At 51.3% G+C, this 13,311-nt stretch carries 11 protein-coding genes; 7 read left to right on the top strand and 4 right to left on the bottom strand.

Going from position 1 to position 13,311, the window contains the following annotated elements; genetic code table 11:
* Positions 1-31 precede the first annotated feature (31 nt).
* From AC07OI_RS06820 to AC07OI_RS06800, 5 genes are all read left to right on the top strand, one after another.
* On the top strand, positions 32-1,558 hold the full coding sequence (locus AC07OI_RS06820) for an alpha/beta hydrolase (protein WP_495256665.1): 1,527 nt from the start codon (positions 32-34) through the stop codon (positions 1,556-1,558).
* A 14-nt stretch (positions 1,559-1,572) separates the two neighbouring features.
* On the top strand, positions 1,573-2,247 hold the full coding sequence (locus AC07OI_RS06815; protein WP_492702571.1) for an OmpW/AlkL family protein: 675 nt from the start codon (positions 1,573-1,575) through the stop codon (positions 2,245-2,247).
* Between the two features lie 309 nt (positions 2,248-2,556).
* Entirely contained in the window at positions 2,557-3,165 is a 609-nt protein-coding gene (locus AC07OI_RS06810; protein WP_492702572.1) for a TetR/AcrR family transcriptional regulator, read from the top strand.
* A 119-nt stretch (positions 3,166-3,284) separates the two neighbouring features.
* Positions 3,285-4,094 (top strand): oxidoreductase, encoded by an 810-nt coding sequence (locus AC07OI_RS06805; protein WP_495256769.1) that lies wholly within the window; start codon positions 3,285-3,287, stop codon positions 4,092-4,094.
* A gap of 126 nt (positions 4,095-4,220) precedes the next feature.
* Positions 4,221-5,222 (top strand): NADP-dependent oxidoreductase, encoded by a 1,002-nt coding sequence (locus AC07OI_RS06800; protein WP_495256768.1) that lies wholly within the window; start codon positions 4,221-4,223, stop codon positions 5,220-5,222.
* A gap of 192 nt (positions 5,223-5,414) precedes the next feature.
* Here AC07OI_RS06800 and AC07OI_RS06795 read toward each other — a convergent pair whose 3' ends face one another.
* Positions 5,415-6,974 carry a transglycosylase SLT domain-containing protein gene (locus tag AC07OI_RS06795; RefSeq protein WP_492702574.1) on the bottom strand — a complete coding sequence of 520 codons (1,560 nt, stop codon included), beginning with the start codon at positions 6,972-6,974 and terminating at the stop codon, positions 5,415-5,417.
* Positions 6,975-7,340: 366 nt separating this feature from the next.
* Between AC07OI_RS06795 and AC07OI_RS06790 the strand changes: the two genes are divergently transcribed.
* Positions 7,341-9,017 carry an amidohydrolase gene (locus tag AC07OI_RS06790; protein ID WP_495256664.1) on the top strand — a complete coding sequence of 559 codons (1,677 nt, stop codon included), beginning with the start codon at positions 7,341-7,343 and terminating at the stop codon, positions 9,015-9,017.
* Positions 9,018-9,064: 47 nt separating this feature from the next.
* Here the strand turns inward: AC07OI_RS06790 and AC07OI_RS06785 are convergent, their stop codons facing one another.
* On the bottom strand, positions 9,065-10,285 hold the full coding sequence (locus tag AC07OI_RS06785) for an MFS transporter (RefSeq protein ID WP_495256663.1): 1,221 nt from the start codon (positions 10,283-10,285) through the stop codon (positions 9,065-9,067).
* A 113-nt stretch (positions 10,286-10,398) separates the two neighbouring features.
* Between AC07OI_RS06785 and AC07OI_RS06780 the strand changes: the two genes are divergently transcribed.
* Positions 10,399-10,974: a TetR/AcrR family transcriptional regulator gene (locus AC07OI_RS06780; RefSeq protein ID WP_495256662.1), complete on the top strand. Its 576-nt coding sequence runs from the start codon at positions 10,399-10,401 to the stop codon at positions 10,972-10,974.
* A 53-nt stretch (positions 10,975-11,027) separates the two neighbouring features.
* Here the strand turns inward: AC07OI_RS06780 and AC07OI_RS06775 are convergent, their stop codons facing one another.
* Both AC07OI_RS06775 and AC07OI_RS06770 read right to left on the bottom strand, forming a co-directional pair.
* The gene (locus tag AC07OI_RS06775) at positions 11,028-11,405 is read right to left on the bottom strand and encodes a VOC family protein (protein WP_492702580.1); all 378 of its coding nucleotides are present in this window, start codon (positions 11,403-11,405) and stop codon (positions 11,028-11,030) included.
* Positions 11,406-11,477: 72 nt separating this feature from the next.
* The gene (locus tag AC07OI_RS06770) at positions 11,478-13,301 is read right to left on the bottom strand and encodes an ABC transporter transmembrane domain-containing protein (RefSeq protein WP_495256661.1); all 1,824 of its coding nucleotides are present in this window, start codon (positions 13,299-13,301) and stop codon (positions 11,478-11,480) included.
* Positions 13,302-13,311 lie beyond the last annotated feature (10 nt).

Here is a 13,311-nt window from a genome sequence, read left to right as displayed (position 1 = left end):
CTTGCAAAAAAATACTTAACAGGAGACAACAATGCGTCAAACTCACATAGCACTGGGTCTGCTTTCTGCTGCCGTTTTAACGGCTTGCGGTGGCGGCGGTAGTGCTGGTCCAGTCATCGATAACACACCTGCCCGCGGCACACTGGTCGCCAATCCACCTGTACTGGTGCCTATTCCCCAGGCAAGTGGTCCTGCATTGACCAAGCTTGATCCGGTTGTCTTTAAAGCTTCCCTGGATGCCGCCAAACCTGGTTTGACACAAATCACCGGTGCACCCAAGTGCGAAATCAGTACCTACTACATGAAGTACATTACGGTCGGCGGCGCTAATGAAGCGACTGATGCGACTGGTGCCATCATGGTTCCATCTGGTAGCGACCCGGCCTGTACCGGCCCACGTCCGGTCATCCTGTATGCCCATGGCACGACAGTAGAAAAATCTTTCAACATGGCCAACCTGCGTGACAACTCGGAAGCCATCCTGATGGCAGCCATGTATGCAGCGCAAGGTTTCATCGTTGTTGCACCTAACTACGCAGGCTACGATACTTCTGCATTGACTTATCATCCTTACCTGAACGCTGAACAGCAAGCCAATGACATGGTCGATTCCCTGCGTGCTGCACGCAAGGCTTTCGCGACTATCGGCGCGCAGGATTCTGGCAAGCTGGTCATCAGTGGTTATTCACAAGGCGGTCACGTTGCCATGGCAACGCAACGCGCCATGCAAACAACCTATGCATCTGAATTCAAGGTAAGCGCGTTGGCTGGCATGTCTGGCCCTTATGCGATGTCCTTGCTGGGTGACGCAACTTTTGCTGGTAGCCCTAACGCAGGGGGCACAGTGTTTATCCCGCTGATCACAACCAGCTGGCAAAAATCCTACGGTGGTCTGTACTCCAGCCCGAACGAAGTGTATGAAGACAAATACGCAACCGGCATAGAAACTCTGTTGCCAGGTGCGCTGACTTTCAATGACCTGTTCACGACTGGTAAATTGCCTGCATACGCCATGTTTGCCAAAGATTCTCTGCCAGGTCCATCTTCTCCTGCATTTGCGGCTTTCTTTGGTGACGGTAACCTGGTGAAAACCAGCTATCGCAATACCTATCTGGCTGATGCACAGAAAAATCCTTGCAACGTCAATCCAGCAGATCCTTTGAGCTGCACTCCTGCCAATCCTTTCCGTAAGGCTGGCGTGAGAAATGACTTGCGTAACTATGTACCTAACGTACCAGTCATGCTGTGCGGTGGTAATGGTGATCCTACGGTGTTCTTTGCCAGCACCCAGGCAACAGCAGGCTTCTTCCAGGCTAAAGGCTTGCCAGCAGCAGCTTTGACAGTACTGGACGTTGATTCTTCGCCAACCAGCGCAGCTGACCCATTCGCTGCAGCTAAAGTTGGTTTTGCCCAAAGCAAGCAAGCAGCTATCAATGCTGCTATCGCTGCCAAAGTAGATCCGACAACAGCGGTCGCCAGCCAGTACCACGGTACTCTGGTTCCACCGTTCTGTAATGCCGCATCCCGTGCGTTCTTCCAGCAAGTTTTGGCTAAATAAGAGAGGACGCCATCATGAAAAAAATTCATTTCGCTGTTAGCGCCTTGTTTGGTCTGGCCTGCGTTTCTTCTGCACATGCTTTTGAAAATACAGTACGTGCAGGTATCATCAATGTGCAGGTACATTCTGAGTCTCCTGATTTCACCAGCAATGGCCCGGCATTCCTGACGCCACAACCCGCCGGCCTGATCGTGCAGAATGCAAATACGCTGGCACTGGGCTATTCTCGCCGTATCAATGATCATCTTGATTTTGATTTTGTGGCTGGTATCCCACCTGAGCATGAAGTAACTGGTCGCGGCACTTTGGCGCCTTACGGTGTTATTTCCAAAGTCAAACAACGCGCACCTACCTTCTTCATCAACTACAATTTTGGTGCGCCGACTGCTACTTTCCGTCCTTTTGTAGGCCTTGGTTTGAACTACACCCAGTTCTTCGATGCGAAATCGACCGCAGTAGGTAATATTGCAACCGGTGGACCAACCAAGATTGATTTGAAGGATTCCGTTGGTCTTGCTGGTCAGTTAGGCGTCAAATATCAATATGATGAACGCTGGTCTGTCACTGCCACCATCGCTGCTGCTAAAGTCAAATCAGACATGACAGCAACGACTGGCAGTATCGAGCGTAAAACGACGATAGATTTCCGTCCTGTCGTGTATTGCGTGGCACTGGGTTATAGCTTCTGATAGGCTTGCTGATAACGTAGTCTGCATAGTTTGATTGGTTTGATAAAAAGGGTTCCAGCAAATTGCTGGAACCCTTTTTTATTTGCTCAAGTGATAAATTGGCTGACAAGCTTGCTCTTCGCAAAAATGACGGATGAAGCTGTCAGCAGTTCGCCTGCTTCTCTCTGCATCTCTCTGCATCTCTCTGCATCTCTCTGCATCTCTCTGAGTCTAAGCTGGCAAGTTAGCCAGGCCGCAGGTTTCTCGCAGTTCATGAGAAGTCCTGGATTTTTTTAAGCCGTTATCCAGCAACTTATTTCAAAATAGTATATGATGATCGTCATGGGAAATAATTCTTTAAAGCCGAAAGGTACTAGTCGCAAAGAAATTACGCACGAGCGTATCGTTGAAGTTGCTGCCCGTGCAATACGACGTAGTGGCTATGACGGCACTGGTGTCGCTGACCTCATGAAAGAGGCTGGCTTGACGCACGGCGGTTTCTACAGTCATTTTGCCTCACGCGAAGCATTGCTGGCCGAGGCTGCGGACAGGGCAGGGGCGGAAGCGGTGGCTGCTTCCGCCCACATTGCTGCGGCAGTACCGCCAGAGCAGGCATTGCAGGCGCTGGTACAGGCTTATCTGTCAAAGGAGCATTTCGACAGCATAGAAACTGGCTGTCCCGTCACTGCCCTGGGTTCGGAGATGCCCAGGCAGGCACCTGAGGTGCGGCGTGCAGCTACCCGCCGCATCAAAGAGATGATAGATGTCGTGGCCCGTCAACTGCCAGACTGGGGCCAGCCAGGGGCGCACGAAAAGGCGCTGATGATGGTCGCTACCATGGTGGGTACCATGTTGATGGCACGAGCTGTTGATGATCCCAAGTTGTCTGAAAGCTTTCTTGAAGCAGCGCGGGAAAAACTCGCTCCTTCCGATAAGTGATTCCTGCGGATATCTACAGGTTTTTGTTTGATTTAAAATATGATGATTATCATATTTTGTTGTGAAATTTGCTCCTTACTACCCATGAAGCACACAAGTCATATAAATTGGAGAATATGATGAACAAAAAAATAGCGCTGGTGACAGGTGCTTCGCAAGGCATAGGTGCAGCTACTGCCAAGAGGCTGGCGAGAGCCGGTTATAAGGTCTACGGTACCAGCAGAGGTGGGAGCGCAACGGCTGAGCAATCCTTTGAGATGTTGTCATTGGACGTGACCAGCGATGAATCTGTCACGGCAGCTGTCAATGAGGTGCTGCGTTTGAGCGGGCGCATAGATCTGCTCGTCAATAATGCCGGGATAGGTATTGCCCCCGCCGGAGCGGAAGAAATCTCCATAGCGCAGGCCCAGGCGATATTTGATACGAATTTTTTCGGGCTCCTGCGGGTAACTCAGGCAGTCGTACCGCATATGCGACGCCTGGGTGTTGGCCGCATCATCAACATCGGCTCGGTATTGGGTTTCTTGCCCATGCCTTACGGAGCTTTGTACGCTGCGACCAAACATGCAGTCGAAGCTTATTCTGAATCCCTGGATCATGAACTGCGCACCAGAGGTATCCGCGTCACAGTGATCGAGCCTGCTTACACCAAAACAGCATTCGACACGAACATGCTGGAACCCGACACCAAGATGGAAGAGTATCGTGAAATTCGTGCTGCAGTGAATAAGAGAATTAAAGAAGTAATGGAAACAGCTGAGGGGCCTGAAGTCGTGGCTGAGACAGTGTTGAAGGCTGCCAGCGTGCAGCATCCTAAATTGCGTTACACCGCAGGTAGCCTGGCAAATCGCTTGCGCTTGCTGCGCACCTTTGCGCCGGCTGGCCTGATGGATGCCGGGATACGTAAAGACCTGCGGCTCGAAGCTTAGACGCTGTTCTTGCTTCTTGTTCTGGGGAGATCCAAGCCGGAAATGACATGCAAAGTTATCCGCACCAGCAGCCGGCGAGTTGATTTTTACCAGAGACCTTATTTTAATAAATTGGAGTGAAGCATGATGAAAGCTGCTATTGTCGATCGTTACCAGAAAAAGAGTGCGCTGCGAATTGGTCAAATGCCGGTACCGGATATACGGGATGACGAAGTCCTGGTCCAGGTTCACGCAGCAGCGGTTAACCTGCTGGATGCCAAAATACGCGACGGTGGATTTAAACTCATCCTGCCTTATCGCTTACCGCTTATTCTGGGTCATGATGCGGCCGGGGTCGTGGTCAAAGTAGGTTCCAGAGTACGGCAGTTCAAGCTGGGCGATGAGGTTTATGCCCGGCCAGATGATTTTCGGATTGGTGCTTTTGCAGAATTCATCGCTATCAAGGAAGACTCGCTGGCCATGAAACCAGTATCACTGAGCATGGAGGAAGCTGCCTCTATCCCGTTAGTAGGTTTAACAGCCTGGCAAGCATTGGTTGAAAAAGCCAATGTGAAACCAGGACAAAAGGTATTCATCCAGGCCGGGTCGGGCGGCGTAGGAACATTTGCGATTCAATTGGCGAAGCATCTGGGTGCATTCGTCGCTACCACAACCAGTAGTGCGAATATTGATCTGGTGAAGAGTCTGGGCGCAGATGTCGTGATCGATTACAAGAAAGACGATTTCGAAAAAATCTTGCAGGATTACGATGTGGTATTGAATAGCCAGGACGCAAAGACCTTGGAAAAATCACTGCAAATACTAAAACCTGGTGGAAAACTCATTTCAATTTCCGGGCCACCGGACGCAGCGTTTGCAGAGGAAATTGGTGCTCCCTGGTTCGTGAAATTGATCATGCGCATGCTGAGTTTTGGCGTCAGGAAGAAATCCATGCGTCGTAATATAAGTTACTCTTTCCTATTCATGAGAGCGCATGGTAGACAATTGCGTGAGATTACTTCCCTCATCGATGCTGGGGCAATACGCCCGGTGATAGACAAGGTGTTTTCATTTGAAGCAAGTAATGACGCCATGGCGTATGTCGAAAGCGGGCGTGCAAAAGGTAAGGTCGTGATCAAGATACGATAGTGGTGGCAAGACCTGTTTGCAGATGGCGTTAATTCCGGCTAGCCATCCCTGGCTGCAAGGTCGGGTCGTATGTGCTCGTGTGGAGATGTCTGCAGAAGTGCAAAATCCTCACATCTGCATGTGAGGATTTTGGATTTTGCATGGAAACTGACGGGCTTGCCTGATCTGAGCAGCCCTGTCCGGGCAGCTTGATTAACTGTGTTTCTTTTTGCCTGCTTTCAGGTTGGCAAGCAGAGTTTTGCCATGGCGTGCAGGTGCGGCTGAGCGGTGGACGATTTTAGGTGTCGGTGCCGCACGACGGTTGCCTGCACTTGCCAGTATATTGGTTTGATTCACCTGGGTAACGACCGGCGTTTGTATATGCAAGGTCTGACCATGGGCGACGTTTTCACGCTTCAGATGGTTCCAGGTTTTTAATTCGGCGACACTGACGCGGAAGCGTTTGGCAATGCCAGCCAGGTTATCGTGCTTACTGACCTTGTAGCTGACCTGGCGGGTAGAGGTTTTTTCTATGACCAGTTGTGCTTTTTCGGCGATTTCTAACGAGATATCATGATCTGGCGTTTTGGAAGACTTTGGTACCAGCAAGGTCGAGCCTGCCTTGACCATCATTTTCGCCGGGATGAAATTCACTTCACGTACCACTTCAGGTTTGAGACCCAGTTTGGTCGCCAGCGCTTCTACACGTTCAGTTTTTTGTACAGTGTGGGCGGACCAGCTGGACAGCGGGCCTTGCCATTTGTTCAGGTTTTCTTTGAACAGGGCTGCGTTATCAGTTGGTAGCAAAATCTTGGTATTGCTACCACCGGCAATAACAGGGCGGCTGAATTGCGGGTTTAGTGCTGTAAATTCATCAAGCGGCAATTCTGCCAACTGTGCGGCAACACGGACATCAATATCACGGGTTTTTTCAACTGAGACAAAGTAAGGCTGATTATCCAGCTTGGGCAGAGCCAGATTGAATTGTTCCGGGTGGCCTATGATATTTTTGACAGCCTGCAATTTTGGCAGATAGTTTTTTGTTTCATTCGGCATATGCACAGACAGACTCTGGAAGTCTATCGGCAAACCCAGTGCCTGTTGCTTCTTGATGGCGCGCTGGACTGAACCTTCGCCCCAGTTATACGCTGCCAGTGCCAGTTGCCAGTCGCCAAACATGCCGTACAGCTTTTCCAGATAATTCAGGGCAGCATCGGTAGAGTCCAGTACACCACGCCTGTCATCCTTGAACATGGTTTGCTTGAGGTTGAAATCTCGACCTGTCGCTGCCATGAATTGCCACATGCCAGTTGCCTTGGCAGTGGAAATGGCTTGTGGATTAAAAGCAGATTCTATGAATGGAAGCAGGGCCAGTTCAGTTGGCATGCCGCGTTTTTCCAGCTCTTCTACCACATGGTAAAGATAGCGTGAGCCACGCTGCACTGTGCGCAAAATATATTCGGTACGGGTGCCATACCAGGCCAGTTGATTTGCTACCAACTGGTTTTCCAGGTCAGGTATGGCATAACCTGCGCGTACTCGTTCCCACAAGTCGGTGGTTTTGTCGGTGTAATCAAAATTGGCTACGTCAGCTGGCAATTCCAGATTGACGGCCTGACTGGCGGCAGCAGCTTGTACTGAATTGGTGGTTTCTGGTGCGGATACCAGGGCAAAAACTGGGGGCGGAGCATCTGCAAGACATATTTGTGGTGCCAGGCCAGCTAGCAGGGCGGCAGTCAATATGCTTGGGGAGCTTAGTCGGAATCGTTTCATAGGCAATGAATTGTCTAATCGACCATAGTCGACGTGGATTGCAGAATCGTGTGAGTGTACGCAAGTGCAGTTTGCAGCGTCAAGAAAAATGTCAGCTGAATGACAAGTTTTACATCTGTTACATGGCTGTCGAGTCGGATTTTACCTTTTCTTATAAGTAAGATGGTCTAAGTTGCCTCAATTTTTGATAACGTATGTCTAAATGTGTCTAAGTTTTTCTAAAACGAATTTTTCCCTGGTTTGATAATTCGATGTTCAAGCTATATGACAATGAAATATAGGCTGCTGCAAAACAGATGTTGCCAAAGAATATTGAAATACAATACACATCCTCATCGACGTATCTATTCAATCTGGACATGATCTATGCAAAGCACATTGAAACCCTTGATATTGACACTTGCGACTGCTTTTACTGCACTGAGTGCGGATCTGGCAACTGCCGACACGATTATCGATAATGTTCGCGGCTACACCTTGAATCAGGAGGGTAAGTTGCAGCAGTTTCAAGCCCTGGCTTTTGATGACTCTGGCAAGATTATCGGGGTTGGTAAAGTGGCTGACCTGGCAAGCAAATTACCTAAATCCAAACATGTAGATGGTGGAGGTAAAACGCTATTGCCCGGCATGATAGATGCACATGGCCATGTGCTCAGTCTGGGTGCAAGCCAGATGCAACTGGGTTTGCGTGCCACCGCCAATCTGGCAGAGGCGCAAAAGGCAATTGCTGACTATGCGCTTCGCTTTCCCTTGAATCAGTGGATCATCGGTGGTGAATGGAACCAGGCTAACTGGAAGCTGGGTCGCTTTCCAACTGCGCAAGAAATTGATGCAGTAGTCAAAGACCGTCCGGTCTGGTTGTCGCGTGTGGATGGCCATGCTGGCTGGGCCAATAGCAAGGCTTTGCAGCTGGCTGGCATTACAGAAAGTACGCCTGACCCTGCTGGTGGCAAGATAGAAAAAGATGCGCAGGGCAAGCCTACTGGCATACTGGTAGATGCAGCCATGCGCCTGGTCGACAAGGTAGTGCCGCCGGCATCAAATGCCGAGCAGAGGGCTGCCCTGGACCTGGCCTTGCTGGAACTGGCGAAGGTCGGTGTCACCAGTGCGCATGATGCGGGAGTCTCAGAATCTGCCGATAAGTTATTCCGTGAATATGCAGATCAGGGTAAGTTGACGACGCGCATTTATGGCATGGTACGTGGCACCGATGGATTTTTCGATAAAGTTTCGCAGCAGGGGCCTTTGCTGACATATGGACGTGATTTTTATTCTCTGCGTGCAGTCAAACTGTTTGCTGATGGTGCGCTTGGCAGTCGTGGCGCGGCCCTGATGGCGCCTTATTCAGATGCGCCGCATACGCATGGCCTGCTGTTCAAGACAGGAGATGACATGTACGCGATGATAGAAAAAGCTGCCAGCAAAGGCTACCAGGTAAATGTGCATGCGATAGGCGACGCTGGTAACCGCCAGATACTGGACGGCTTTGCCCGCTTGCCAGCATCAGCATCGAGCAACTTACGCCACCGCATAGAGCATGCACAAGTCGTGGCTCTGGATGATATTCCGCGTTTCAAGCAATTGGGTATCTTGCCCTCCATGCAGCCTACTCACGCGACATCTGATATGAATATGGCCGAGGACAGGGTAGGGACAGAACGCATCAAGGGGGCTTATGCCTGGCGCAGTTTCCTGAAGCAGGGTTCACGCATCGCCTGTGGTTCTGACTTCCCTATTGAATCCCCAAATCCATTCTGGGGAGTACATGCAGCCGTCACTCGTCAGGACATGGCAGGCAAGCCTGCGCAAGGCTGGTATGCCAATCAGGCCATGACTGTGCAAGAGGCCTTGCGCTGTTTCACTCTTGATGCAGCCTATGCAGCGCATCAGGAAAATAACCTGGGTACGCTGGAAGCAGGCAAGTGGGCAGATTTTATTCTCATCGATCAGGATATGCTGAACATGCCTGCCACCGATATTTACAAGATCAAGGTCTTGCAAACCTGGGTAGCAGGCAAGCAGGTTTATTCAGCCACTAAATAAACTAAATAAACTAAATAAACCCAGCTTTCATGATGATGCAGGGCGGTTTATGCCGCCCGCAGTTGCAATTGTTTTTCCTGTATGGGCAAGTGCACCAGGGCCGCAGCAACTGCCAGCGTGATATCGATATACCAGAGCAAATTGAAATTGCCATTTGCTTCCAGCACCTTGCCACCAAGCCAGACACCAAGGAAGCCACCGATTTGATGTGTCAGCATGACGATGCCAAACAGGCTGGCCATATTGGCAGGTCCAAACAACTTGGCAACAAGGCCAGCAGTCGGTGGCACGGTGGACAAGAAAGTCAGTCCCATCACGGCAGCAAACATCAGCACAACGGTGCCGGTTTTAGGTGCCAGCAAAAACAGGATGATGGCTATGGCACGTGTCGCATACAGTAAGGACAGCAGAGATTTCATGCGCCATTTGCCGACTGCCCAACCCATAGAAATACTGCCTATGATATTGAACAGGCCCAGCATGGCCAGTGCCCAGCCACCAAATTCTGCAGGCAAGCCGCACAGGCTGATCACGCCAGGCAAGTGGGTGGCGAGAAATGCCACGTGGAAGCCACAAACAAAAAAGCCTGCCGCTAGCATCAGGTAGCTGGGATTTTTCAGGGCAATAGCGATCGCTTTGGACGTACTGACAGGCGCTTGTCCGCTACTGGCAGTTTGTACGGGTTTGCCACGCAAGAGATAGGCAGCGGGCAAGGCCAACAAAACCAGTATGCCCATGATCTGCATGGCATTATTCCAGCCATACAAACCCATGAGCGTGATGGCGATCGGTGCCATCAGGAACTGCCCAAAAGAACCTCCAGCATTCACGATGCCAGTCGCAATGCCGCGCTTTTCTGCCGGGATCATGCGGGTGGCAGTTGCCATCAGCACAGCAGGCCCGGCCATGCCCGCGCCACCTGCTGCCAGCATGCCTATGGCAAAGATCAGGCCTGCCGTAGTCGTCATCAGTGGCGTGATGAAAGTACCTACGGCCACCAGAACGATGCCAACACACAAGACGCGGCCAGCCCCCATTTTGTCGGCAAAGGCGCCAGCGAATGGCTGTGTCAGACCCCACCACAATTGCCCAAAGGCGAAGGCAAGGCTGATATTGCCCACGCCCAGGCCAGTGGCAGTATTCATGGGGCTAAGAAACAAGCCCATGCTTTGCCGTGCGCCCATGGTCAGGGCAAAAGTGCCTGCAGTGCCCAGCAGTACCAGCCAGATGGCGGGGTATTTGTTCAATAGATTGTTCCTGGTATTCATACTGTTTTCCGTGAATGTAAGGGCGGACCTGATTTTAAATTATGATCATCATGATTGTATATATTACGTTTATAATCTATAATGTCAAGAGAATTTATTGATGGAGTAGTGCCATGAAAGTCAGCAGAGAGCAGGCAAATGAAAATCGCCAACGTATTTTGGATGTGGCTTCACAGCTATTCCGGGAACGTGGCTATGACGGCGTCAGCGTGGTTGATCTGATGAAGGGCGCTGGCCTGACCCATGGTGGCTTTTATGGAAACTTTTCTTCCAAAGAAGACTTGATTGCGCAAACCTGCGCACTGAGTCTGGGGCGCTCAGCAGAGCGCTGGAAGAAGTGGCAGGTGGAATCTCCAGAAACCGCCCTGTTACGCATCGCCAACGATTACCTGTCTCCTGCGCACAGGGACAAGCCGGGCAGGGGCTGCGCTCTTGCCGCCCTTGGGTCAGATATGGCCAGGCAAAACGAGACAGTGCGCAAGGCTGCCGACAAAGGTGCGCATGACTTGATGGCCGTGCTGGAGGACTTGCTGCCTGGCGAAACGAAAGAAAAAAGAGAAGGCAAGGCCATGCTGGCTTTGGCCAGTATGGTTGGGGCAGTTGTGCTGGCGCGCGTGGCGGAAGATGAAGAATTTTCCCGGCGCATCCTTGCTGCGGTTGCTACGGCACTTGAAACGGCGAGCGACTAAATAGCAATCGTTGGCTGTTGCAAATCGAGCGACTTGCAACAGCCAGCTAAAACTTAACCACCCATGCAGAACGCATTCAATTTATTGCCATCCAGGTCGCGGAAATAAGCAGCGTAAAAACCACTGTCGCCCCTTGGTCCTGGCCCACCTTCATCCTTTCCACCCAGCTCAATGGCCTTGTTATACACAGCTTGCACCTGCTCTTTGGTTTTGACGACAAGAGCTGCCATGCTGCCATTACCTACGGTCGCCGCTTCGCCATTGAACGGCGTGATAATGCCCAGTGCGGGATGTTTGGGGCTGACTCCCCAGGCGACGAAACCTTCTGATTCCATAGTACGTTTGGCACCTATCTCTGCCAACAGCGCATCGTAAAAAGCGGCGGCACGCTTGACATCATTTGTGCCCAGGGTAATGTAGCCTATCATCATGGTCTCCTTGGTAAGTGTTATTGATGAGTTGGCTATTTTGCCACGATTTACTGATTTATTATTGTTTGATTGCTATTCTTCATTCCTATGCAAATCAAACTGCAATGCCGCCAGTTTCGCATAGACCCCACCTTGCTCTACCAGCGAGGAGTGGGTGCCGGTTTCCACAATACAGCCATGTTCCATGACGATGATACGGTTGGCACGCTGCACGGTTGCCAGCCTGTGGGCAATGATCAGGGTAGTGCGGCCTTGCATGGCCACTTCCAGTGCACCTTGTACCAGGCGTTCTGACTCTGCATCCAGTGCGCTGGTGGCTTCATCCAACAACAGCAGCGGCGGGTTTTTCAGCAGGGCGCGGGCAATGGCTATCCTTTGTTTTTGCCCACCAGACAGGCGCACACCACGCTCACCGAGGAAGGATTGATAGCCTTCCGGTAGCCTTTCTATAAACTCATGCGCTGCTGCCATTTTCGCTGCTGCTATCACTTCTGCATCGCTGGCATCAGCGCGGCCATAGCGTATATTCTCAAGGGCATTGGCTGAGAAAATGACTGTATCTTGCGGCACCACGCCTATTGCGCCACGCAATTCATGCAGGCTCAACTCGCGTATATTGATGCCATCAAGAGTGATCCTGCCTTGCTGTGGATCATAAAAACGCAGCAGCATCTGGAACAAGGTGGTCTTGCCCGCACCTGAAGAGCCAACGATGGCAACAGTTTCGCCAGGCTGTATGTCGAGGTTCAGATTCAATAAAGCGGCAGTCTTGGGGCGCGAAGGATAATGAAATTCCAGTCCCTGCAATGACAGTGACGCGCCTCTGGGATCATGCTCGGCACGGGTAGGCAAGCTCAGTGCCTGTACTGGATTTTGTATTGGTGATTTGACTTCTATCAATTCCAGCAGGCGCTCGGTTGCACCGGCAGCACGCTGGGCATCGCCCATGACTTCAGACAGTGCACCAACAGCACCCGCCACGATGGATGCATATAGGATAAACTGACCCAGTTCGCCGCCACTCATGCGGCCTTGCATCACTGCGTGGGCACCCAGCCACAATACAAAAACAATCGCACCAAAGATCAGCAAGATAGCCATCACTGTCAATAGTGAGCGGGCACGTATGCGGCGCATGGCAGTTTTGAAAGCACCTTCCACTGTGCCAGAAAAACGCTGGGCTTCTATATTTTCATGGGTGAAGGCTTGCACGGTCGGCATGGCATTCAGTATTTCACCTGCAATTGCCGATGCATCGGCAATCCGGTCTTGTGAATCACGTGAGAGCGTGCGCACACGACGACCAAACAGAATGATGGGCAAGACCACCACTGCCAGCATGACGATGATGATGGATGACAGTTTGGGGCTGGTGATAAACAGCATCACCAGGCCACCAAGGAAAAGCAGGAAGTTACGCAAAGCCATGGAGATGCTGGTGCCTACCACGGTTTGTATCAGTGTGGTATCGGTAGTCAGGCGCGACAGCACTTCACCGGTTTGCGTGGTTTCAAAAAACTCAGGGCTCTGCGTGACCACATGCGAATACACCGCATTGCGTATATCTGCCGTTACTCGCTCTCCCAGCCACGACACCATGTAGAACCTGGCAGCGGTGGCTATGCCTAGCACGCAGGCCACTCCGAACAGGGCAATGAAGGTCAGGTCCACATGCTTGATACTGTGATCACCGCCGCCAAATCCCAGGTCTATCATCTGGCGGAAAGCATAAGGTATTGCCAATGTGGCACTGGCCGCCACCAGCAAGGCAATACCGGCTAATACAAACTGCATCTTGTATGGTGTGAGAAAGGGAAGCAAGCCTTTAAGGGTTTGCAAGCTGCTACGCTGGGAAATTTCAGCAGTGGAGGTGGGTGTTGCTGGGGAAGTGGTCATGCGCAGTCCA

It is taken from the genome of Undibacterium sp. GW821-FHT07F11, assembly GCF_059418665.1.
Note: the sequence above shows the minus strand (reverse complement) of the source record. Positions and strands in the feature narration are given on the sequence as shown.

Bases quoted from the DNA above. Each gene is read 5' to 3' on its own strand.
- AC07OI_RS06785 (WP_495256663.1), bottom strand. From the start codon at position 10,285: ATGAATACCAGGAACAATCTATTGAACAAATACCCCGCCATCTGGCTG.
- AC07OI_RS06770 (WP_495256661.1), bottom strand. From the start codon at position 13,301: ATGACCACTTCCCCAGCAACACCCACCTCCACTGCTGAAATTTCCCAG.
- AC07OI_RS06805 (WP_495256769.1), top strand. From the start codon at position 3,285: ATGAACAAAAAAATAGCGCTGGTGACAGGTGCTTCGCAAGGCATAGGT.
- AC07OI_RS06790 (WP_495256664.1), top strand. From the start codon at position 7,341: ATGCAAAGCACATTGAAACCCTTGATATTGACACTTGCGACTGCTTTT.
- AC07OI_RS06775 (WP_492702580.1), bottom strand. From the start codon at position 11,405: ATGATGATAGGCTACATTACCCTGGGCACAAATGATGTCAAGCGTGCC.
- AC07OI_RS06810 (WP_492702572.1), top strand. From the start codon at position 2,557: ATGATGATCGTCATGGGAAATAATTCTTTAAAGCCGAAAGGTACTAGT.
- AC07OI_RS06800 (WP_495256768.1), top strand. From the start codon at position 4,221: ATGAAAGCTGCTATTGTCGATCGTTACCAGAAAAAGAGTGCGCTGCGA.
- AC07OI_RS06780 (WP_495256662.1), top strand. From the start codon at position 10,399: ATGAAAGTCAGCAGAGAGCAGGCAAATGAAAATCGCCAACGTATTTTG.
- AC07OI_RS06820 (WP_495256665.1), top strand. From the start codon at position 32: ATGCGTCAAACTCACATAGCACTGGGTCTGCTTTCTGCTGCCGTTTTA.
- AC07OI_RS06815 (WP_492702571.1), top strand. From the start codon at position 1,573: ATGAAAAAAATTCATTTCGCTGTTAGCGCCTTGTTTGGTCTGGCCTGC.
- AC07OI_RS06795 (WP_492702574.1), bottom strand. From the start codon at position 6,974: ATGAAACGATTCCGACTAAGCTCCCCAAGCATATTGACTGCCGCCCTG.